At 72.4% G+C, this 21,943-nt stretch carries 22 protein-coding genes; 12 read left to right on the top strand and 10 right to left on the bottom strand.

Annotated elements, in window-relative coordinates:
- The 5 genes from VFW24_18350 to VFW24_18330 all read left to right on the top strand — a co-directional run.
- Positions 1-1,661: acyl-CoA dehydrogenase family protein (locus VFW24_18350; GenBank protein ID HEX5268733.1), on the top strand; the 1,661-nt coding region annotated here is incomplete at its 5' end.
- Complete coding sequence (locus VFW24_18345; protein ID HEX5268732.1) at positions 1,658-2,575, top strand: thioesterase family protein; 918 nt, start codon at positions 1,658-1,660, stop codon at positions 2,573-2,575. The genes VFW24_18350 and VFW24_18345, both read left to right, overlap by 4 nt.
- Complete coding sequence (locus VFW24_18340; protein ID HEX5268731.1) at positions 2,572-3,843, top strand: cytochrome P450; 1,272 nt, start codon at positions 2,572-2,574, stop codon at positions 3,841-3,843. Before VFW24_18345 ends, VFW24_18340 begins: the two co-directional genes overlap by 4 nt.
- Positions 3,844-4,611 carry a helix-turn-helix domain-containing protein gene (locus VFW24_18335; GenBank protein ID HEX5268730.1) on the top strand — a complete coding sequence of 256 codons (768 nt, stop codon included), beginning with the start codon at positions 3,844-3,846 and terminating at the stop codon, positions 4,609-4,611.
- 71 nt (positions 4,612-4,682) lie between these two features.
- On the top strand, positions 4,683-5,453 hold the full coding sequence (locus VFW24_18330) for an SDR family oxidoreductase (GenBank protein ID HEX5268729.1): 771 nt from the start codon (positions 4,683-4,685) through the stop codon (positions 5,451-5,453).
- Between the two features lie 27 nt (positions 5,454-5,480).
- On the opposite strand, the gene VFW24_18325 is transcribed toward VFW24_18330, so the two are convergent.
- Positions 5,481-6,698, bottom strand: a complete 1,218-nt coding sequence (locus VFW24_18325; protein HEX5268728.1) for an NAD(P)/FAD-dependent oxidoreductase — start codon at positions 6,696-6,698, stop codon at positions 5,481-5,483.
- Between the two features lie 192 nt (positions 6,699-6,890).
- Between VFW24_18325 and VFW24_18320 the strand changes: the two genes are divergently transcribed.
- Together VFW24_18320 and VFW24_18315 are read left to right on the top strand one after the other, a co-directional pair.
- On the top strand, positions 6,891-7,100 hold the full coding sequence (locus VFW24_18320; GenBank protein ID HEX5268727.1) for a type II toxin-antitoxin system CcdA family antitoxin: 210 nt from the start codon (positions 6,891-6,893) through the stop codon (positions 7,098-7,100).
- A complete protein-coding gene (locus VFW24_18315) occupies positions 7,097-7,405 on the top strand; it encodes a type II toxin-antitoxin system PemK/MazF family toxin (protein HEX5268726.1) in 309 nt (102 codons plus the stop codon). The genes VFW24_18320 and VFW24_18315 overlap by 4 nt, the downstream gene beginning before the upstream one ends.
- A gap of 27 nt (positions 7,406-7,432) precedes the next feature.
- Here the strand turns inward: VFW24_18315 and VFW24_18310 are convergent, their stop codons facing one another.
- On the bottom strand, positions 7,433-7,618 hold the full coding sequence (locus tag VFW24_18310; protein HEX5268725.1) for a hypothetical protein: 186 nt from the start codon (positions 7,616-7,618) through the stop codon (positions 7,433-7,435).
- A 119-nt stretch (positions 7,619-7,737) separates the two neighbouring features.
- On the opposite strand from VFW24_18310, the gene VFW24_18305 reads away from it, so the two are divergent.
- A complete protein-coding gene (locus tag VFW24_18305) occupies positions 7,738-8,910 on the top strand; it encodes an ATP-binding protein (GenBank protein ID HEX5268724.1) in 1,173 nt (390 codons plus the stop codon).
- Here VFW24_18305 and VFW24_18300 read toward each other — a convergent pair.
- The gene (locus VFW24_18300) at positions 8,899-9,648 is read right to left on the bottom strand and encodes a methyltransferase domain-containing protein (protein ID HEX5268723.1); all 750 of its coding nucleotides are present in this window, start codon (positions 9,646-9,648) and stop codon (positions 8,899-8,901) included. The genes VFW24_18305 and VFW24_18300 overlap by 12 nt on opposite strands.
- A 103-nt stretch (positions 9,649-9,751) precedes the next feature.
- On the opposite strand from VFW24_18300, the gene VFW24_18295 reads away from it, so the two are divergent.
- Genes VFW24_18295 through VFW24_18285 form a run of 3 tightly spaced genes read left to right on the top strand, consistent with a single transcriptional unit; the run spans position 9,752 to position 12,804 of the window.
- Complete coding sequence (locus VFW24_18295; GenBank protein ID HEX5268722.1) at positions 9,752-10,354, top strand: hypothetical protein; 603 nt, start codon at positions 9,752-9,754, stop codon at positions 10,352-10,354.
- 58 nt (positions 10,355-10,412) lie between these two features.
- Entirely contained in the window at positions 10,413-11,588 is a 1,176-nt protein-coding gene (locus tag VFW24_18290) for an amidohydrolase family protein (GenBank protein HEX5268721.1), read from the top strand.
- A gap of 13 nt (positions 11,589-11,601) precedes the next feature.
- A complete protein-coding gene (locus VFW24_18285) occupies positions 11,602-12,804 on the top strand; it encodes an acyl-CoA dehydrogenase family protein (protein HEX5268720.1) in 1,203 nt (400 codons plus the stop codon).
- A 47-nt stretch (positions 12,805-12,851) separates the two neighbouring features.
- Here the strand turns inward: VFW24_18285 and VFW24_18280 are convergent, their stop codons facing one another.
- Entirely contained in the window at positions 12,852-13,736 is an 885-nt protein-coding gene (locus VFW24_18280) for an aldo/keto reductase (GenBank protein ID HEX5268719.1), read from the bottom strand.
- A 98-nt stretch (positions 13,737-13,834) separates the two neighbouring features.
- Between VFW24_18280 and VFW24_18275 the strand changes: the two genes are divergently transcribed.
- Positions 13,835-14,608, top strand: coding sequence for an inositol monophosphatase family protein (locus VFW24_18275; GenBank protein HEX5268718.1), 774 nt, complete (start codon positions 13,835-13,837; stop codon positions 14,606-14,608).
- A 45-nt stretch (positions 14,609-14,653) separates the two neighbouring features.
- Here the strand turns inward: VFW24_18275 and VFW24_18270 are convergent, their stop codons facing one another.
- From VFW24_18270 to VFW24_18245, 6 genes are all read right to left on the bottom strand, one after another.
- Complete coding sequence (locus VFW24_18270; GenBank protein ID HEX5268717.1) at positions 14,654-15,841, bottom strand: amidohydrolase family protein; 1,188 nt, start codon at positions 15,839-15,841, stop codon at positions 14,654-14,656.
- Between the two features lie 52 nt (positions 15,842-15,893).
- The gene (locus tag VFW24_18265; GenBank protein ID HEX5268716.1) at positions 15,894-17,708 is read right to left on the bottom strand and encodes a hypothetical protein; all 1,815 of its coding nucleotides are present in this window, start codon (positions 17,706-17,708) and stop codon (positions 15,894-15,896) included.
- A gap of 4 nt (positions 17,709-17,712) precedes the next feature.
- A complete protein-coding gene (locus VFW24_18260) occupies positions 17,713-18,270 on the bottom strand; it encodes a hypothetical protein (GenBank protein ID HEX5268715.1) in 558 nt (185 codons plus the stop codon).
- The gene (locus VFW24_18255) at positions 18,267-18,473 is read right to left on the bottom strand and encodes a hypothetical protein (protein ID HEX5268714.1); all 207 of its coding nucleotides are present in this window, start codon (positions 18,471-18,473) and stop codon (positions 18,267-18,269) included. Before VFW24_18255 ends, VFW24_18260 begins: the two co-directional genes overlap by 4 nt.
- Entirely contained in the window at positions 18,473-21,508 is a 3,036-nt protein-coding gene (locus VFW24_18250; GenBank protein HEX5268713.1) for an MFS transporter, read from the bottom strand. The genes VFW24_18255 and VFW24_18250 overlap by 1 nt, the downstream gene beginning before the upstream one ends.
- A partial coding sequence (locus VFW24_18245) for a hypothetical protein (protein ID HEX5268712.1) occupies positions 21,505-21,943 on the bottom strand: 439 nt, incomplete at its 5' end. The genes VFW24_18250 and VFW24_18245, both read right to left, overlap by 4 nt.

Here is a 21,943-nt window from a genome sequence, read left to right as displayed (position 1 = left end):
ACACGGCCGGCAACCTGGACCCGACCCGGCGCTCGGGCCGGGTGCGGGCCGAGGGGGTCGAGGTGGGCCCGGAGCGGGTCATCCCCGCCGGCGCCACCCTGGCCCGGGACCTGGCCTGGCTGCTGGCCTCGGCCGAGGCCGCCGGGGGGGCCCAGGAGTGCGTCGAGCGCGCCACCGACTACGCCCGGACGCGCGAGCAGTTCGGCCGGGTCATCGCCATGTTCCAGGCGGTGAAGCACCACTGCGCCAACATGCTCGTGGCCTCCGAGGTCGCCACCGCGTCGGTGTGGGACGCGGCGCGCGCCGTCGAGTCGGGCGGGGACCAGCTGGCCCTCGCCTCGGCCGTGGCCGCCGCCCAGGCCCTTCCCACCTTCCTGCGCAACGCCCAGCTCAACATCCAGATCCACGGCGGGATCGGCTTCACCTGGGCCCACGACGGGCACATGCTGCTGCGCCGGGCCGCCACCCTGGCCGCCCTCTTCGACCCCGACGGGGCGGCGGCGCGGGTGACCGAGCTGGCCGTGGCCGGGACCACCCGGCAGATGGGCCTGGCGCTGCCGCCGGAGGCCGAGTCGCTCCGCCCCGAGATCCGGGCGGCGGCCGAGGAGATCGCCGCCCTGCCGGCGGGCGAGCAGCGGGCCAAGCTCATCGAGACCGGCTACGTGATGCCGCACTGGCCCAAGCCGTGGGGCCGCGAGGCCAAGGCCCTCGAGCAGCTGGTCATCGACGAGGAGTTCGCCCGGGCCAAGGTGGACCGGCCCAACTACGGCATCACCAGCTGGGTCATCCTCACCCTGATCCAGCACTCGAACCCGGACCAGATCGCCCGCTGGGTGCGCCCGACCCTCGAGGGGGAGCTGGTGTGGTGCCAGCTGTTCTCCGAGCCCGACGCCGGGTCGGACGCGGCCGGCATCCGCACCAAGGCCACCCGCGTCGACGGCGGCTTCCTGATCAACGGGCAGAAGGTCTGGACCAGCGGGGCCCAGTACTGCCACCGCGGCCTGGCGACCGTGCGGACCAACCCCGACGCCCCCAAGCACAACGGCATCACGACCGTGGTCCTCGACATGCACGCCGAGGGCGTCGAGGTCCGGCCCCTCCGCGAGGCGTCGGGCCAGTCGATGTTCAACGAGGTGTTCTTCAACGACGTCTTCGTCCCCGACGACGACGTGGTCGGTCCCGTCGACGGCGGCTGGACGGTGGCCCGCTCCACCCTCGGCAACGAGCGGGTGAGCATCGGCGGCGGCACGGGCGTCGGCTTCGGCCTCGACATGGCCGGCATCTACCGGGACTACGGCCACCACGCCGACGGCACCCCGAAGTCGGGACTGGCCGAGCAGGTGGGCCGGCACCTGGCCGAGGCCCAGACCCTCAAGGTCCTCAACCTGCGCTCGGCCGAACGGGCCGTCGCCGGCGGGGAGCCCGGTCCCGAGGGCAACGTGACCAAGCTGCTTTCGGCGGAGAGCATGCAGCGCTCGGCCGACCTGGCCCTCGAGCTGATCGGCCCCGGCTTCGCCATCGGTGAGGACGTGGCCGCCATCGCCAACCAGGTGCTGATCTTCTCCCGGGCCATGACGATCGCCGGCGGCACGTCCGAGATCACGCGCAACCAGATCGGCGAGCGCATCCTCGGCCTGCCCCGGGACCCGCTCGTCAAGTGACGGGCTGCCCCGACCCGGCGGACGTGGAGCTGCTGGGGCTCTCGTTCGACCCCGACGGCCGGCAGGGCCGGTTCACCCTCACGCCCCGGGTGTCGCGCGGCGACGGCGCCCTCTACGGCGGAACCGCCATCGCCGTAGCCGTGGTGGCCATGGAGGCGGCCACCCGCCGGCCCTGTCTGTGGATCACGACCCAGTACGTCTCGCAGGCCTCGACCGGGGACGTCATCGACTGTCCGGTCGAGGTCCTCTCCAACGGCCGCCACATCTCCCAGTGCCAGGTGACCGGGCGGCTGGGGGACCGGGTGCTGTTCGTGGCCCTGGGCTCGACGGCCGCGCCCCGTCCCGACGGGATGGAGGGCCAGTACGAGGAGATGCCGGCGGTGACCGGTCCCGACCGGGGCGTTCCCATGGCGACCGGTCCGGGCCCCCGGGTCGAGTCCCCGCCGGCCGACCAGCCCGGTTTCCACTCGTGGGTGGAGGTCCGGGTGGCCGAGACGCTCGGGCCGCCGGAGTCGGCGCCCCACATGGCGCTGTGGGCGCGCATCGTGCCGACGGCGGCCCCGGAGGGGTGGACCGGGCTCACCCGGGCCGGCATCGCCTTCCTGGCCGACATGGTCCCTCCCGCCATCGCCCGGGCCGCCGGGATCGCCGGCGGGGGGATCAGCCTGGACAACAGCATGCGCTTCGGGAGCGTGCCCGACGGCGTCGAGTGGGTGCTCATGGACCTGCGCGGCCACATGGCCGCCGGCTCGCACGGCCACGGATCGGTGCGGGTGTGGACCCCGGACGGCGCCCTCGTCGCCGTCGGCGGCCAGTCCGCCAACATGCGCTTCAACTTCGGGCGGCTGGACTCGCCCGAGGCGCGGGCGGCGTGGGCGTCGCGCGCCGCACCCGGGGGAGGAGACGACCGATGAACACGCTGGCGCCGAGCGGCCTGTCGGTGGGGCAGTCCGGCTTCTGGCGGCGGTCCCTGGCGGAGCGGATGGCCGACTTCGCCGGCCTCCGCAGCGAGCACGGGCCGTTGTTCCCCGTCGAGCTGGAGGGGTTCCTCGACGAGGTGCATCCGTTCTGGGCTGTCATCGGCCACGCCGAGCTGGTGGAGATCAGCCGCCGCCCGCAGCTGTTCTGCTCCGGGCAGGGATCGATCGCCATCCAGGACATGCCCGAGCAGGCCATGGAGTTCTTCGGGTCGTTCATCAACATGGACGATCCCCGCCACGCCCGACTGCGCGGGATCGTCAGCCGCTCGTTCACCCCCCGGCGCCTTCAGGAGGTCCAGGACTCGGTCGAGCGGATCTGCGCCGAGCTGATCGACGACATCTGCGAGAAGGGCGAGGTCGACCTGGTCGAGGCCATCTCCGCCCCCTTCCCGCTGTTCGTCATCTGCGACATGATGGGCATCCCCCGCTCGCAGTTCCACACCGTGCTCGAGGCCACCAACATCATCCTCGGCGCCGGTGACCCCGAGATGCTCGGGGGGCGTGATCCCTTCAGCGCCATCTTCGAGGCGGGCATGACCCTGACCGGGCTGATGGGGGAGCTGGCCGACGCCCGCCGGGCCGAGCCGACCGACGACCTCACCTCGGCCCTGGTGCACGCCGACGTGGAAGGCGAGTTCCTGGCCCCCGAGGAGCTGGGCCCGTTCTTCATCCTCCTCGCCGTGGCGGGCAACGACACCACCCGCACCGCCACCTCGCTCGGTATGCACCTGCTCGGGGAGTTCCCCGACCAGCGGCGGATCTGGCAGGAGGACCTGGAGGCGCGCACGGCCGGAGCCGTGGACGAGATCGTGCGTTACGCCTCACCGGTCACCTTCATGCGCCGGACCGTCACCCAGAAGACCGAGCTCGGCGGGCAGGCCTTCGAGGAGGGGGACAAGGTCGTCCTGTTCTACGGGCCCGCCAACCGCGACCCGGCCGTGTTCCCCGATCCCGACCGCTTCGACATCCAGCGCGACGCCAGCGAGCACGTCGGCTTCGGCGGGCCCGGGCCCCACTTCTGCCTCGGCGCCCACCTGGCCCGGCGAGAGCTGTCGATCGTGTTCCGCCAGCTCCTGCGCCGCCTGCCCGACATCGAGCCGGCCGGTCCCCCGATCCATCTCGAGGCCAACGGCATCCCCCTGGTCGGCGGGGTCAAGCACCTGCCGGTCCGCTTCACCCCCGTGGCCCCCTCGGGGGCCTGAGTGACCAGCTCGCGCTCGGCGCTGCTGCAGGCCGCCGTCGACGTCTTCACCGAGCGCGGCTACGAGGCCGCCACCGTGGCCGAGATAGCCGAGCGGGCCGGCGTCACCACCGGCGCCCTGTACTCGCACTTCCACGGCAAGCTCGACCTGTTGCTGCAGAGCCTGGGGCTGCGGTCGATGGAGGGCTTGGCCGAGGGCTCCCTCTCGGGCGCGGCCTGGGCCCGGCCCAGCAGCGTCGCCACCGTGGTGGCCCACCAGATGGCCACCGCCCCGGCCCCGGAGACGACCCTCCTGCTCGACGTCATCGTGGCGGCCCGGCGCGACCCGAAGCTGGCCGCCACGCTGCGGCGGCTCCTCGCGCTCAAGATCAGCGAGTTCGTGGCCGCGACCGAGCGCAGCATCGACGCCGGCACCATCAGCCCCGGCCTCAGCACCGACGACCTGGCCCGCTTCATGACCATGGTGGCGTTCGGGAACATGGTCCTGGCCGTGATGGGGGAGCGGCTTCCGCCCGAGCGGGCCTTCGTCGAGGTGATGGGCCAGCTGCTGTTCGGCGCCGACGGGGCGGCGGAGAGCGGGCCGACCGACATCCTCGCCGGGGTGGCCCTGGCGGCGTCGACCAGCCGGCAGTCCCGCGCCAGCTTCGAGCAGGCGGTGGCGGCCGCCAGCGACGCCGGCCACAGCCTGCGCCGGATCGCCCAGGCCGCCGGCGTCTCCCACGAGCACGTGCGCCGGATCGTCGTGAACCGGGTGGCGCCGACCGGCTGAGCGGCCGGGCCCCATGCGGGGCCCGCCCGGATCCCCTCGGCCGGGTCGGGGACCTCGCCTACCCTCCGGTAATGAACCTGCCCCTGGAGGGTCGCACGGCCCTGGTGACCGGTGCGTCGCGGGGCATCGGGGCCGCCACCGCGACGGCCCTGGACGGGGCCGGGGCCCGGGTCGCGCTCGTGGCCCGGAGCCGGGACGACCTCGGCCGCGTCGCCGGCGGTCTCGAGCACGATCCCGTCGTGCTCCCGGCCGACCTGAGCGGGGCCGCTGCCGGTCCCGCCGTTGCCCGCCAGGCCGAGGCCGCCCTGGGCCGCGTCGACATCCTGGTCAACAACGCCGCCGCCGCCGCCCGGCTGCCGATCGTCGACACCGACGCCGACCTGATCGATCAGCTGTTGGCGGTCAACGTGCGGGCGCCGCTTCTCCTGGTCGCCGCGCTGGTCCCGGGGATGATCGAGCGGAGACGGGGCTCGATCGTCAACCTGTCCTCGGTGTCGGGGCGGACGGGCACGCCCCGGCGGGCCGCCTACGCCGCGTCCAAGGGCGCCCTCGACGCCGCCACCCGCTCGCTGGCGGTGGAGCTGGGACCGCTCGGGATCCGGGTGAACTCGGTGGCACCCGGAGTCGTGGACACCGCCCTGTGGGCCAGCAACAAGAAGGTCGCGGGCGTGGTCGAGGCGGTCGAGCAGCTGACACCACTGCGGCGGTGGGCCGACCCCGAGGACGTGGCCGACGTCATCGTCTTCCTGGCGACCGACGCCGCCCGGTTCATCACCGGGGAGACGATCTCGGTCGACGGGGGCATGGCCCACAGCCTCGACCTCTACGCCGGCCCGGTCTGACCGCGCCGGAACGGGATCGACTGGCCGCTACGCGGTGCGGATGCGCTCGAGGATCGACTCGTCGACGAGCTCGGGCGGGAGGGTCTCGGGCCCGGCCAGGATGGCGGCGAAGTAGGGAAACAGCTCGGGGTCCATCGTGGCCATGCGCTGGCCCACCCACGCCCGGCGGGCGGCCCGGTTGTCGGCGTCCTCGGCGAAGGTGACCGAGACCACGTCGGCGAGGAGACGCAGACGGCGCATCCGCTCGTGGCGCTCGGCCCCGTAGGGGGCGAAGTCACCCGGGCCGCGGGCGCCGGCGAGGATCAGGTCACGCGCCACGCGGACGTCGCGCATGGAGATCGAGAGGCCCTCGCCGATCACGGGGTCGTTCCATCCCGCCGCGTCGCCGACGAGGACCACGCCTTCGGCGTAGGGGTGCTCGGTCCAGGTGTCGTCACCGGGGTAGGTGGCACACGGCCCCGCCGGGGTGCCCGCCGCCAGCTGCTCCGCCCACGGGAAGGTCTTCAGCGGCAGAGCATCCAGGAACCGCTGGGTGGCCTCCCGCCCGGCGAAGCGGTGCTGTCCCGACTTGCCCGCCACCAGATAGGCGCGGGCCCGGCCCCCTCCCTGGTGGAACAGGACGAGGAACAGGTCCCCCTCGGAGACGATGGCGTCGTGGTCGTCGGGAACGGCCAGATCGTCCAGCAGCAGGCCGGCGATGTAGTTGATCGGCTCGTCCCGGTGCAGCTCGATGCCGGCCTGACGGCGCACGGTCGAGCCCCGCCCGTCGGCGCCGACGACCAGGGGCGCCCGCAGGGTGTGGCGCTTCCCGTCGCGCTGGTAGGACACGGTCATGGCGCCGTTGCGCGTCACTTCGATGTCGGACACGCCCCGGTCGACCTGGGCGCCGGCCCGGCCGGCGGCGTCGATTAGCGCCTGGCAGGCGGCGGGGTGCCGCAGGTTCAAGGTGCCGGCCACGCCGGGCACCATGATCGACACCGGGAGCTCCGCCGGCTCGGGAGCCCCCTCGGTGTACTGGCGCCACACCGTGGTGACGTGCGCCCCGGCGTCGAGCAGGACCTGCTCCACGCCGAGGTCGCGGGCCTCGGCCACGCCCCAGGCGTGCATCTGCTCCCCCCGGACCCGGTCCTCGAACTCGGTCGAGGCCTCGAGCACGGCCACCTCCCGCCCGGCCGAGGCCAGGGCGTAGGCCAGGGACGAGCCGGCGATGCCCCCACCTACGACGACGACGTCCACGTCAGCCACGGCCCCTCCCTTTGACTCCGGTCCAGCCGGCATTCGGAGAGGACGGGCCCGGCGTATCACCGGTGGGGGATCAAATCGGCATCATCCCGGGGGCCACGGTGCCATGGTCACGGGCTCAGACGGCTGGCTGCCGCGCCCTCCCCGCCTGTCATGCTGGTATGTGATGCTACCACAAGATGCTAGCATTGGGGTGTGGCATCGATCCGCACGACCTTCACCCTGGATGACGAGCTGGCGGAACGGGCCCGGGAGCTCGGCGTCAACGTCTCCGCCGCCGCCCGGCAGGGAGTCGCCGATGCCGTCCGTGCCGTCCTGGCCCGATCGGACCGGGCTGCCTACCAGAGGAAGCCCGAGGAGACGGACACGTTCTGGGCGGAGGCCGAGACCTGGGGCGAGGAGTGAGACGCGGCGAGCTGTGGCTGGCCCACGTCGGCCGGAAACGGCGTCCGGTCCTGATCCTCACCCGCTCCGAGGTCATCGACGTACGCGGCCTGGTGACGGTCGCCGAGGTCACCACCTCCATGCGCGGCTTGGCGGCCGAGGTCACCGTGGATCACGAGCAGGTGGGCCTCGAGCGTCCGTCGGCCGTCAACTGCGACGGCCTCCACACGGTGGCCCAGTCGACCCTCACGGGGCCGATCGGAGAGCTCGGCGATCACGCCATGCAGCAGGTGTGCACGGCGATCAGCTACGCCCTCGGGTGCTGACGACCCCCCGGCCGCACGACCCGGCCGTCACGAACCGTAGGGGTGGGTGAGCACCTCCATGTTGTGACCGGACGGATCCTCGAAGTAGAAGCCGCGGCCGTTGTCGTTCGGCTGACCCTCCTGCTGGTGGATCCGGTGCGCGCCCCTTACGCCCTTCCTGGTGAGCGAGGACGAGTTCGACGGCATCTTCACCCGGGTGAAACAGCGGGGCATCGCCTACCGGGCCGACCCATGCACCAGGTCGAGCTCGACAGACATCGGGCCTCCTCTCCCCGGTGTCACCACCATTGTGTCTCCCCATAATCTGTCGCTATTGCTATACTCGTCGTCGTATGGCCCACCGGGTCAACCCGTACTGCGCCGGCGCCGGGACGAGGCCGCCGCTCCTGGCCGGCCGGGGGCGCCAGCTGGCCCAGGTGGACTACCTGGCCGGCCAGTTCGAGGGGCACCGGGGGGCGGAGAGCATCGTCTGGTACGGCCTGCGCGGCATGGGCAAGACCGTGCTCCTCCGCGAGGTCACCGACCGCCTGCGGGACCGGGGCTGGCTGGTCGGCTACCACGAGGTGCGCCGCGACGCCGGCATCGGCGGGTCGATCGCCGGCGTCCTCGTCCAGGCCAGCCGGGCCCTGGGCCGGGGCCGGCTCGCCACCGCCCTGGGTTGGCTGCGCGAGCAGCTCGGCGGGGCGTCGCTCACGGCCGACCTCGGCGAGGTCACCCTGCGCCTGGGCCTGCAATCCACCCGGTCCGCCCCGCTGCCCGAGGACGCCCTCGACGCCCTGTTCGTCCGCCTCGGCGAAGCTGCCGCCGACGCCTCCGTCGGTGCCGCCTTCCTGCTGGACGAGCTGCAGCTCATGGACCGCCACGACCTGTCCGCCCTGCTCCACGCCGCCGACGCCGCCAAGGACCTGCCGCTCGCGTTCATCGGGGCCGGCCTGCCCGACCTGCCCGGCCACCTGGCCGCGGCGGGCACCTACGCCGAGCGGCTCTTCTACGACCGGGTCGACTGGCTGAGCGACACCGACGTGGTCGAGGCCCTGACCGTGCCGGCGGGGGAGTTCGGGGTCACGTACTCCGCCGGTGCCCTCGACGTACTGGTGGGCCACATCCGCGCCTATCCGTACTTCCTCCAGCTCTACGCCGAGGAGACGTGGAAGGCGGCGGGCACCCCCTCGGACCGCCCCGGCCAGGTGATGGAGACGCGCGACGTGGAGGCGGCCCTCGGCGCGGTCGACCGCCGCCTGGACGAGGGCCTGTACCGGATCCGCCTGGAGAAGGCCTCCCCGTCCGAGCAGGACTACCTGCGCGCCATGGCGTCGCTGGGGGACGGCCGGGTCTCGTCGGGAGAGGTGGTGCGGGTTCTCGGCAAGTCCCACCAGCAGGCGTCGACCCAACGTGACCGCCTGATCACCAAGGGGCTCGTCTACTCACCCGCCCACAACGCCCTCGAGTTCACCGTCCCCGGGTTCGGCGCCTACCTCCGCCGCCACTTCGACCTAGGGACTTGACGCCACCACGAGCCGGTAGCCGTAGTCGTAGGAGTCCATCTCCAGAAGGTGCCGGTTGCGTTCGTGCCAGGCGCCGGACCGCAGATCCCGAGCGAGGCGCTCCATTCCGGGCCGGAGCGTGTCCGGGACGAGCAGGGCCAGGACGGAGATCGAGGATCTGACCTCGGAATCGAGGTAGGCCTCCGGCCTGCGCCAGTAGGCGCAGAAGAACCCGTCCCGGCAGTCGGACGGGACCGGCACGATCTCGACCCGGGCCGGCTGGAGCACCTCGATCGTGCGGTCGAGGCCCGAGTACAGGGCGCCGCCCAGCTGGTCGTGAGGCAGGTAGTCGCGGGTGAGCCAGAACTCGTCCAGCCAGGCGTCGTCCTGGTCGAAGGTGAGCACGACCTGACGAGGGGCCACCCGCCGCATCTCCTGCAGTCCGGCGGTCGGATCGGACCAGTGGTGGACGGTCAAGGTGGCGAGGGCGGCATCGAAGGACCGGTCCGCCACCGGCAGGGCCTCGGCCACTCCCCGGGCAACCGGCGCGCTCCGGGCCGGGCGCTGGGAAACCATGACCTCCGACGGCTCGACGGCCACGACCCGACGGTCACGCGGGTCGTACGAACCCGTGCCCGAGCCGATGCTGATGACCGACTCGGCGGGGCCCAGGGCCCGGTCGATCTGAGCCGCGATCCGGGGGTCGGGGCGCCGGTGTCGTGCGTACCCCGTGCCGATGGTGTCGTAGCGGAACGCCACTGCCGCCAAGCATGCCAGTGCGCCGCGATCAATCAGGACTCCCTTTGCCGGAACGCACTGATAGGCAGGCGGCCGTGGTCAAAGGCCGAGGAGGCCGGGGGGCGTGAGCGGGGACGACCTCGGGCCCTGGCAACCCGCCACGACCGGGGAGCTGGTCCGGCTCTTCTCCGGGGCGCCGTTCCGCTGGTGGGTCACCGGCGGCGTGGCCCTCGAGCTGTACGCGGGCCGGTCCTGGCGCGACCACGCCGACGCCGACGTCGGCATCTGCCGGCGCGACGCCCCCGCCGCACACCGATGGCTGCGCCGTCTCCATCCATATGTGGCCGCGGCCGGACGTCTGCGGCCCTGGGCCGGCGGTCCCCTGTCCGCCGCTGCGGACGAGAACAACGTGTGGGTCAAGGAGCGGCCCGACGGCCCGTGGCGGTTCGACATCGCCATAGGAGACGGGGACCCGGAGCGGTGGACCTACCGGCGGGACCCGGCCATCGGCCGGCCCTGGTCGGGGGCGCTGATGACCACCGCCGACGGCGTCCCGTACCTGGCGCCGGAGATCCAGCTGCTGTTCAAGGCCAAGGGCCCGCGGCCCAAGGACCACGTCGACGCCGGAGTCGTCATCCCGCTGCTGGACGAGTGGCGCCGGCGGTGGCTCGCCGGTCACCTCCCCGACGGCCATCCCTGGTTGGACCAGCTCGGCGCCCGCCGGTAGAACGCGTTATAGTTCGGGTCCTCGCGGGCGATGCCGCGCCGCGTTGGGGGGTGGGTTCATGGCCGAGGACCGTCACGTCGTGATCTCGTGCGACTGCCACGCCGTAGGCAGGCCCGACGACTACACGCCGTACATCGAGCCCGCCTACCGGGACCGCTACGAGGACTTCCTGGCCCACCAGCGCCGGGCCGCCGAGGCCCTCGCCGCCGCCACCGCCGAGAACCGCTCGCTGTTCTCCAAGGAGGGCACCGACGAGTTCGAGTCCCTGGGCGCCGTGGCCGACGGGGGCCGGGACGGCCAGTGGGACTCGCCCCGCCGGGTGAAGGAGCTGGAAGCGGACGGCGTGGTGGCCGAGGTCGTGTTCCCCAACAACGGGGTGCCGTTCGGCGGGTTCGGCGAGTCGGCGGCCCACGAGCTGCGCGGCGCGGGCAACCGCGCCTACAACCGCTGGCTGGCCGACTTCTGCGCCGAGGCGCCGGGGCGGCGCGCCGGGCTCGCCATGCTGGCCGTCCACGACGTGGCGGCCGCGGCCCGGGAGGTCGAAGAGGCCGCGGGACGGGGCCTACGCGGGGTGATCCTGCCGACCGTCCCGGGCTCGGGTCTGCCGCCCTACTACGACGAGTGCTACGAGCCGCTCTGGTCGGCCATCGAGGCCTCCGGGCTCCCCATGCACATCCACGGCGGCTCCGGTACGCCCGACTACGGGGACTACGGGATGGTCTCGATGCTCGTCTACGCCACCGAGACGGTGTATTTCGCCCACCGTCCCCTGTGGTTCCTGATCTGGGGCGGGGTGCTCGAGCGGCACCCCGACCTCAAGCTGGTCTTCACCGAGTCCAAGGCCGACTGGGTGCCGACCACCCTCGAGTACCTGGACGGCATCTACAGCCGGCGCTTCTTCAGCCACATCAAGTCGATCGTCAAGCACAAGCCGAGCGAGTACTGGGCCCGGCAGTGCTACGTGGCGGCGTCGTTCATGACCCACGACGAGGCGCTGCTGCGCCACCGCATCGGCCTCGATCGGCTGATGTGGGGCTCGGACTACCCCCACCTCGAGGGGACGTGGCCCAAGTCGGTGCGGTCGCTGCGGCGGACCTTCGCCGGCGTTCCGGCGGACGAGACGCGCCGCATCCTCACCGACAACCCCGCCGCCCTCTACGGGTTCGACGTGGACCGCCTGGCCGCTGTGGCCGAGGTGGTCGGCCCCACGGTCGACGAGCTGGTCGCCGGCTGACAGGCTGGCGGCCATGGACATAGATCTCCCCCCCGAGGACGATCCCCGCCGCGTCGAGGTGCGGTCCTGGCTGGCGGACCACCCCAACCCGTCCGGGCGGGTCCTGGCCGAGGCCGGCTACGTGGTGCCCCACTGGCCCCGGCCGTGGGGTCACGACGCCGATCCCGAGCTGCAGCTGATCATCGACGACGAGCTGCGCCGGGCGGAGGTGCGCCGGCCGATCAACCCCATCGGGACCGGGCACTGCGGGCCCATCCTGGTGGTGCACGGCTCCGACGAGCAGAAGGCGCGCTACCTCCTCCCCATGCTCTCGGGGGAGGAGATGTGGTGCCAGCTGTTCAGCGAGCCCGGTGCCGGCTCCGACCTGGCCAACCTGTCCACCCGGGCCATGCGCGACGGGGACGTGTACATCGTCAACGGCCAGAAGATCTGGACGTCGCTGGCCCAGGTGGCCCGCTTCGGCATCCTGATCGCCCGCACCAACTCCGACGTGGCCAAGCACCGGGGGATCTCCTACTTCATCGTGCCGATGGACTCCCCGGGCATCGAGATCCGCCCCATCCGGAACATGACCGAGACGGGGGCCGGCGGGGGGTTCAACGAGGTCTTCTTCACCGACGTGCGCGTCCCGGCCGAGAACCTGATCGGTGAGGAGAACCACGGCTGGGCCATGGCCAAGGAGACCCTGGCCAACGAGCGCGTGTCGCTGTCCCAGGGCGGCGTCACCTGGGGCCACGGCCCCACCACACGCGACCTGGTCGAGCTGATCCGCGCCCAGGGCGGGCTGTCCGATCCCCTCCTCCGCCAGCGCCTGATGACGGTGTTCATCGAGGGGGAGATCCTCCGCTACCACCACTTCCGTCAGATCTCCGCCGCCATCAACAAGAAGCCCGGCCCCGACGCCTCGCTGCGCAAGGCCCTCAACGACCCCCACGGCCAGAAGGTGTTCAACCTGGCCAAGGACATCCTCGGCGCCAAGGGCATGCTGGCCATCAGCGAGCTGGAGGACCAGGCGTGGGCCCAGTGGTCGGGCGGCTTCCTGTTCAGCCCCGCCCTCACCGTGGGCGGTGGCACGTCCCAGGTGCTGCGCAACGTCATCGCCGAGCGGATGCTCGGGCTTCCCCACGACATCGACGTCGAGATCGGCAAGACCTGGTCCGAGGCCCACTCCGCCGCCCCGGGCGGCCGGGCGCCGGCGGAGGCGCTGTCGGGTTAGCGCGGTCGGGTCGGCGCTGTCGGGTCGGCCCTGTCGGGTCGGGCCGCCTACCGGGCCGAGCGCCCGCCCGAAGCGGTGTCGATGGCGGAGCAGTCGTCGTCGCTCAGCGTCAGGGACAGGGCGCCGGCGTTCTCGCTGACGTGGGCCGGCTTGGTGGCACCGGGGATGGCGATCACGTGCGCGTCCCGGCGCAGCAGCCAGGCCAGGGCCACCTGGGTCACGGTGGCGTCGCAGCGCGTGGCCACCTCGTCCAGCGCGGCCATGAGCGGGGTCGGGCCCGAGCCCGTGGATCCTCCGGCGCGCAGCGACCCGCCGCCGATGGGCCGGTAGGCCACCAGGGCCACGTCCATCTGGCGGCAGGCGTCGAGGACGCCGTCGGTCTCGGGCTTGCGGTGGGTCAGGCTGTACTGCACCTGGTTGGCGGCAAGCGGGATGTCGTGCTCACCCAGGACGGCGGCGGCCCTGCGCATCTGGGCGGCGGAGCAGTTGCTCACGCCGACGGCGCGGATCTTCCCGGCCTGGACGGCCCGGGCCATGGCCATCATCCAGCCGCCCACGCCCACGGGTGAATAGGGGAAGTGGAGGTAGTAGAGGTCGATCGACTCCCGGCCCATCCGCCCGAGCGTGCGGTCCAGGGCCCGGGAGAACTGGGCGGCGCTCAGCCGGTGCGGGTAGGGGGCGAACTTGCTGGCCAGCACCACGGGACGGGCGTCGGCCCGGGCCTCGGTTCCCACCGCCCGCTCCGACCGTCCGCCCGTGTAGATCTCGGCGGTGTCGAAGAACCCGATGCCGGCATCCAGGGCGGTCCGGTAGGCCTCGCCCAGCCGGACCGGGTCGCTGGCCCGCCCGCCCCACCGGTTGGTGCCCACGCCGACGGCCGGCACGACGATGCCCGACGCCCCGAGCGGGCGCTCCCGCTGGATCTCGTCCACCGGCCGCACCATACGTAGGATCCGCGGTCGTGAGCCCCCTTCCGACCGATTCGGTCCTCGACGGGCGGGAGGCGGCCGCCCTCCCGGCCTCCTGAGAAGTGGCGGCCGCCCCCACGCCGGACCGGGACGCCGACCTCGGTCTGGCCCTCGAGCTGGCGTTCTCCGCCGCCGAGCTGGCCCTCGGGTACTTCGGGCGCCCGACCTCGAGCGAGCTCAAGGCCGATGGCACCCCGGTCGGGGAGGCCGACCTGGCCGTCGACCGGCTGCTGACCACTGAGCTGCAGGCGCGCCGGCCGGCGGACGGCCTGCTCAGCGAGGAGTCCGGCGCGTCGGGCGGTCCGGGCCGGCGCTGGATCGTGGACCCGATCGACGGCACCAAGGCCTTTCTGGCCGGCGCCGAGCACTGGGGAACCCACGTGGCCCTGGAGGAGGACGGCCGGGTCGTGGTGGCGGTGGTCACCCGCCCGGTGACGGGCACGCTGTGGTGGGCGGCCGCCGGCCGGGGCGCCCACCGGGGGCGGCTGGATGAGCCCGGAGTTGGCCGGCGCCTCGAGCTGTCGTCGGTGGCGCGGCTGTCCGACGCCCGGGTGACGGGATGGCGTCTCGACGCCGTCGCGCTGGACCGGGTGCTGATGCAGGCTCGCTGGGTCGACTGCGCCTACAACGAGCTGGACCTCGTGCTCGACGGAGCCGCCGAGGTGATGATGGTTCCGGGCATGGTGTGGGACCACGCCCCCTTCGCCCTGATTCTCGAGGAAGCGGGCGGCTCGCTGTTCGACCCGGCCGGCGGGCACCGGCTCGACATGGGCTCTGCCGTCTATACCAACGGCGCCGTCGACGACGAGCTGGCTGCCGTCCTCTGGGGTCGCTGACCGCCTGCCGGCCCGCTGTCCCGAAAGGGCCGGCGCGCCTTGTGGTCAGGCCGGGGCTGCGGCCAGCTCCTCCACCGTGGGGCCGGCCTCCGCCGCGTACGGGGCCAGCCGGTCGAGGTCGAAGCCGTACAGGGCGGCGGCGTTGCCGCCGAGCACCCGGGCCGCCGCCTCCCGGGGCAGGCCCGCGAACGACGTGGCCATGCGCTCCCGCGAGTGGGGGAAGCTGCCCTCGGCGTGCGGGTAGTCGCTGCCCCACATCAGCCGCTCGACCAGGAGGCCGTCGTCCGCCGCCACGTCGTCCGGCGACGCCCCGCTGCCGATCCAGACGTTGCGGCGGAAGTACTCGCTGGGCTTGCCGGGCGGCACCTGGTCGGCGCTGAAGCCGAGCTCCCCGACCTGGCCGCCCCCGGTCATCTGGGCGTGGAAGCGGTCGAGAGTGGCCAGGGTCTCGGGCACCCAGCCCCACCCCTGCTCGGTCACCGCCAGCCTGAGGTCGGCGAAGCGCTCGAACACCCCGCTCATGATCAGCTGGGCCACGGGCCGGCGCGAGAAGTAGCTGGTCTCGAGCAGCCACAGCACCCCCGCCACCGGGTAGTTGCCGTAGTCGGGGCTGCCCCCGCCGGCGTGGATGTTCACGATCACGTCGTGGTCCACGCACGCCTGCCACAGCGGGTCGTAGACGGGGTCGTACAGCGGGGCCAACCACTTGGCGTCGGGCGGGGGATTGGGCAGCAGGATCCCGCCCCGCAGGCCGTGGGCCGCCACGAACTGCACGTCCTCGATGGCCGTGGGGACGTCGTTGAGGAAGATCTGGCCGATACCGGCCCGCCTCTCGGGATGCTCGGCGCACCAGTCGGCCAGCCAGCGGTTGTGGGCCCGGATCCCGGCCTGGCGCAGCTCGTAGTCCTCGGGACCCGGCAGCGGGGCCACCAGGGCGCCGGTGGGGAAGAAGGGCGGGACGGTGTTGGGGAAGATCACCTCGGCCACGTACCCGTCCGCCGCCTGCTCCGAGATCCGCAGGTCATGGTCCCAGTTCTTGTTGCGGCGGTTGCCGGACAGGTCCCGGAAGGGGTTGCGGTAGCGCTCCCGCCACGCGTCGAACTGCTCGTGGTAGCGCGCCTCGAGGTACTCGCGGTACATGGCGTGGCTGCCACCGGCGTGGCAGTCCGACGAGATGACGATGTAGCGGCCGTTGGCGGTGACGGCTTCGGCCGGGGCGGCGGTTACGGACACAGGACGTCCTCCTGATGAGCGGGGGAGTGGATGCCTCGATCGGGCCGAGGCCTCAAGACGATTGCTCCGGCGGGGCCGTCGTCCACTGCCCCAGGGTGTAGCGGCGGCAGGCGTTGACGCAGACCCACGTGCCGGGGGCGTTGTCGGACGGGGAGATGGTCGTCGCCGACCAGTACACCTCCCGGGCGTCGTAGTAGGCGGTGAAGTCGTTGGCCCCGGCGGCGAAGTTCCACTCCGGGGCGTTGGGATGGCAGCACTCCGGCTGCCACCCCGGCCAGGGGTGCGGGTTGGCGTAGCCCCCCAGCTGCGGGCTGGAGTGGGCGCCCACCTCGATGTTGTGGGGGGTGAGGTGGGGACCGGCCCACTCGATCAGGCGCCCGAAGGTCTCGAGCATGAGCCACACGCCGTAGGCCAGGTAGGGCGGGTCGTAGCGGGGGTCGACGGCGTGGGCCACCGGGTAGTCCTCGTGGCCCGAGTTGGGCCCGGACGGGACCAGCCACCCGATGCCGAACGAGTCGGCCTGCTGCTTGGGCGAGCAGAGGTTGCCCTCGGCCTGGCCGACCTCGTCGTCGTCCTGGTCGGCGGTCCCGGAGATCAGGATCTCGGGAAAGTAGTTCTGCTGGTCGGCTCCGGTGCACACGCTCGAGCCGGGCCAGCCGACCGAGGTCGTCACCCCGTCGTTCTTCATCCGGGTCGCCAGGGGGGCCCATTCCGTCTTGGCCGTGTTGAGGTCGGTGGAGACGGTGTACATCGGCGGCTTGTCGGCGGCGGTCCCGCACATCCCCCCGGTCACGTCGGCGATGAACCGCTGGGCCACCTGGGTCCACTCCGGGGAGTCGGCGGCCAGCACGCCGAGCTTGCGCTTCTTGAGGCGCATGGTCGGGTCCCCGGCCAGGGTGGCGTTCTTCCCGTACATCTTCTTGCAGTAGTACTCGGCCGTCATGTCGGCCGTGCGGAACCCCTGGGCGTTGAGGTCCCAGGAGTACGGCGCATTGCTCGTGAAGAACTGGTCGGACAGCTCCCCGGTGCCGAACGACATCACCCCGGCCTGGGTCAGCTGGTCGGCCAGGGCGGGCGGCATGATGTCCGGCACGTAGTTGACCACCGCAAAGGGGTGGTACTGGGCCACGATCTGCTTGGCCAGGGCCCGCTCGGAAGCGGGGTCGGCGTTGGACGCGTCCCAGAAGACCGGGACCGACTTGAGCTTGCGCCCGTACAGGTTCCAGTGGGTGTTGATGAACGACTCGAAGATCGAGTCGGCCTGCTTGGCCTGGTCCGGGGTCATCTGGAGCTGGGCCTGGTTGAGGGCGGCGTCGATGGCCTGGCCGTAGGTGGGGTACAGGATCACGTAGTTGATGGTGGTGGCGGTGACCCCCTGGTACGTCGCTCCGCCGTTCGAGCCGACGAGAGCCGGGATGCACGGGGCAGGGGTGAAGGTGGCATTGTCCTGCAGGACTCCTCCGGGCGCGCAGTGGCTGCGGTCACCGGTGAGGGGCCGGCCCAGGGAGTCCAGCTGCTGGGAGCCGTTGCTCCCCGCCACCGCTCCCGGCTGGGCCCCGCCCGCGCCCCCCGATGCGGCGCCGGTCGTGGCGCCCCCGGTCCCGGATGCGGCGCCCAGCCCGCCGGCGGTCGCGCCCGAGGCCAGGTCGGCCTGGTTGAGGGTCCCGCCCCCGGCTGCCGTACCCCCCGCGCCGGTCCGGGCCCCCGTCCCCCCGGCCCCCGCCTGGAGGCCGGTCCCCCCGCCCCCGCTGGCCGCGGTGTTGCTGTTGCCCGGCGAGATCGTCTGCACCACCAGGACCAGCGCGACCAGCGCCAGCACCGGGGCGTAGCGCTTCACCGTCGATCCCACTGCGTTCTCGTTGCTCATGAAGTCACGCTCCCGGTAGCCCCAGGCACCGGCTGACCGCCCTGGGGTCGACATCGATCGTGAGGTCCGCCACGGCCTGGCCCACCCGGACGTTGTTCCGGTCCAGCAGCACCACGGAGATCTGGTGCTGGTTCCTCGACCGGGCGGCGGCGTTGTAGCGGGGGCTGAAGCAGCTGAACGTGTACGAGGGCTGGTCGGCCATGAACACGTCGTTGCGCTGGTCGTAGCAGGGGGAACGCTGCTCACCGATCTGGATGGGTGAGAGTCCCTGCTCGCTGCAGACGACCAGACGCACCTGGGTCTTGAGCCCGACCGGAGGCTGGTCGACGAACACGCCGAAGTGGTTGCCTCCCGACAGGGGAAAGCCGGAGGCCGCCCAGCGCACCGTCACCGGCAGCCCCACGACCGACTGGTCGTCGGGGCTGACCATGTGCAGGCGCCGGTCGGAGCTGAACGTCAGCGGGACCTCCACCTTGTTGATCCCGCACGCGGAGAGAAAGCCCGTGGCCGCCACGAGGGCGCTGCCCCACGCCAGGCCGAGCCGGCCCCGGCCCCGCTTCATCGCATGCCTTCCGGCTTCTTGCGGGTCCGCGCCCGGGGCTTGGGCGGCGCCTCCGACTCCTCCTCGTCGCGCCGGTGGCGGGCGATGTCGACCAGCGACCGCGGCTCCCGGCGCGGCGCCTGGGCCAGGTGCATGTACACGGCCACGAGCAGTATGAGCAGGACGAAGGCCACGGTCTTCATCGTCTCCGGGGACACGTGCATCAGCTGGTGGCCTCCGTCTCGGCCCGAGCCGGGGTGGCGGCGGCCACCTTGGCCCGGGTCGTCGCCGTCCGCCGGCGCCGCACCGTCCCGGACCGGTTGATGGCGGCGGGGTCCCCGCCCAGGTACGAGCTCACCACCCGGGGGTTGGAGATGACGTCGCCGGGAGGCCCCTCGGCGATGATCGTCCCGAGCTCGAGGGCCAGCATGCGGTGGGAGATGCCCGTGATCAGGGGCATGTCGTGCTCGATGACGAGGATGGCGCAGCCCACGTCGCGATGGATCCGCTGGAGGAGGGGACCGAGCGCCTCGGTCTCGCGCTGGGCTATCCCCGACGACGGCTCGTCGAGGATAAGCAGCTTGGGGTCGTGGGCGATGGCCATGGCCAGATCGACGATGCGGCGGGACCCGGTCGACAGCTCCGAGACGAACTTGTCCCGGAAGGCCCCCAGGTTCATGAGGTCGATGAGCTGCTCGACCGTGAAGCGGACGTCGTCCTCCTGGTCGACGACCTCCGGGAGCCGCAGGGCGTCGGCCAGGTGGTCGCGGACCCGGAGGTGCCGTTCGAGGGAGACGGCCAGGTTCTCGGCCACGGTGAGGGAGGCGAAGATGCGGGCGTCCTGGAAGGAGCGGCCCAGTCCGCCTCGCGCCCGCCGGTCGGCGGGCCAGGCCGTGATGTCCTGGCCCTCGAGGAGCACCCGGCCCGAGTCGGGGGTCAAGAAGCCGGAGATCAGGTCGAACACGGTGGTCTTGCCGGCTCCGTTGGGCCCGATCAGCCCGAGGATCTCGTCGGCGTGGAGGACGAAGCTGACGTCGGTGACGGCGCGGATACCCCCGAAGCTCCGCGACAGGTCGGAGACGTCGAGCACCACCCGGCGCTCGGCGGGCGCCCCGGTCCCGGCGTCGCGGGGTTTTGCCGCCGCCCGGCCCGGCCGGCCCGACCCGTTGCGGCCCGACCTCGTGGTGGTGCGCCCGTTCCCGCCGCCCTCGAGGAAGACCGCCCGGAGGATGTCGCCGCGGTCGAGCAGCTCGGCGGTCCGGCCGTGGAAGCGGACCTGGCCCTTCTCCATGAAGTAGGCCCGCTCGGCCACCGCCAGGGCCACGTTCACCGACTGCTCGACGAGGATGATGGCGGTTCCCTGGGCGTGGATGCGCCGGATCACGTCGAGGAGCTGCTCGACGATGCTCGGGGCCAGCCCGAGGGACAGCTCGTCGATCATCAGCAGCTTGGGCCGGGCCACCAGGGCCAGCGCCAGCCCGAGCATCTGCTGCTCGCCACCGGAGAGGTTTCCCGCCGCCTGGTCCCAGCGCTCCCGCAGCCGGGGGAAGAGGCCGATGACCTCCTCGGTGGCGCGTGCCACGTGGTCGGGGTCGTCGGGGAGCATGGCCCCGGCCAGCTTGAGGTGCTCCTCGACGGTGAGCGTGGGGAACACGCTGCGCCCGCCCGGCATCTGGACCACCCCCAGCTTGAAGGTCCGCACCGGGTCGATGTGGGTGATGTCGAGGTCGTCGAAGTAGATGGCCCCGCCCACCGGGTCGACGAGCCCCGAGATCGCCTTCAACAGCGTCGACTTCCCGGCCCCGTTGGTCCCGAGCAGGGCCACGATCTCCCCGGGACGCAGCTCGAAGTCCACCTCGAAGAGCACCTGGACCTGGTCGTAGGCGACGTCCAGGCCGCGCACGAGCAGCAGCTTGGGCAGCCCCTCGCCGAGGGCCCGGCGGACCTCGTGCTCGGCCATCGACATGACCCGCACCCGCTCGATGTCGGCGGCCACGAACCGCCCCGCCGACGCGATCAGGAACGAACCGGCCAGGTACACCGGTGCCATGAGCGAGATGGCCAGGCGGAGGCCGTAGCGGTCACCGATCGTCCCGATGACGGGGAGGATGAGCACGCCCGGCAACAGGGCCAGGGTCACGATCTGGAAGCCGAGGGACCGGGTCTTGGCCGGGATGATCAACGAGCCGATCGAGAAGATGCCGGGGACCAGCACGGCAAAGACCGCCCCCTGCACGAACGACGCCCCCACGAAGATCGCCAGATCCGGGGAGACGGCCATGACCAGGAAGGAGGCGGCCGTGATGAAGCCGGCCGACCCGAGCATGCGCAGCACCAGTCCCGGGTCCCGGGCCATCAGCCGCTGGGCCAGGGGCGCGCCGATGGCCAGACCGATCAACGAGAACGGAGCCCCGGCGGCGGTGAGCACACCGCGGAGGGCGGTGTTCACGTGGTACACGTCGGACATGAACAGAGACAGGAGGAGCTGAAACCCGAGGAGCGAGGCGCCGAGGAACGGGAGCGCCAGCATGGTGCGGCGCACGGCCTTGACCGACATGAGGAGCCGGTACGACTCGCTGAAGGTCGGCGGCGTCTCCTCCACCGCCGCCTCCTCGGCCGTCGCTCCCAGGGCCAGGCGGTCCTGGACGCCGCGGGCCGGCTCCCGCAGCCGCAGGGCCATGAGCACGAACACCATGGTGGGCACTGCGAAGACCAGGAACGGGACCCGCCAGTTGAAGAAGTAGCCCAAGAGACCGGCGGCGACCGGGCTGATGAGCGCGCCGATGAACTGGGCCGATCCCCACACGGCGTAGATGCCCGGCCGCACCTGCGGGGGGTAGTAGTCCGCCAGGAGGCTGTTGTGGGTCGGGTTGTTGGTGGCGTGGGCCAGTCCCGAGCCGATCCGGGTCAACACCAGCTGAGCCACGTTGACCGCCAGCCCCGTCACCACGGAGAACACCGACCACACCGCCGCCCCGGCTATGGCGATGCGGATGCGGTTGATGCGGTCGGCGTAGTAGGCGAGGGGAACGCCCAGCAGGAACGACATGGGCACGGCCAGGGCGGCGATCGTCGTGACGGCGGCGAGGTTGAGGCCGAAGGCGTCCCGGATGTTCGGCGCCAGGATGGCGAAGGCGTTCTGGTCGAGCTGGTTGACGAGGTTGAGGCCGAACAGGACCACGAGGGGATAGGCCGGTGCACCCGCGGTGACGCCCCGGAGCCCCGACTGGCGCAGCCGGGCCAACGCCGGCGCCGTCACCGATCCGCTCCCGTCCGCACCCCGGCCGCGGCCAGGTCCTCACTCGCCAGCTCCCCGGCCTCCTGCACCACCTGGGCCTCGAGCTCCCGGGTGTCCTCGCTCACCTGCCGCACGTCGGCCACCAGGCTGGGGACCACGACCCGCCGGCGCTGGGCCACGTTGCGGAGGAAGGCGTCGCGCAGCGTGAAGCCGAGCTCGGACAGCCCGCCGGGGAAGAACATGAGCACCAGGAGCATCCCCGCCCCGGTGGCGAGCAGGGAGTAGTTGGGCAGGAAGTAGTCGAAGCCGACCACGTAGGCGGCTCCCGCCAGGGCGCCTCCGACGCTCGTGAGCCCGCCGATCACCGCCATGGCGAACACGGTGATGCTCCGGTCGGGCGTGAAGTAAGTCGGATCGATGGCCGACTCGAGGTAGGCGAACAGGGCTCCGGCCACC

Source organism: Acidimicrobiales bacterium (genome assembly GCA_036273495.1).
Lineage (GTDB): Bacteria > Actinomycetota > Acidimicrobiia > Acidimicrobiales > JAJPHE01 > DASSEU01.
The sequence above is the reverse complement of the archived record's forward strand: the minus strand, read 5'-3'. Positions and strand labels throughout refer to the sequence as shown.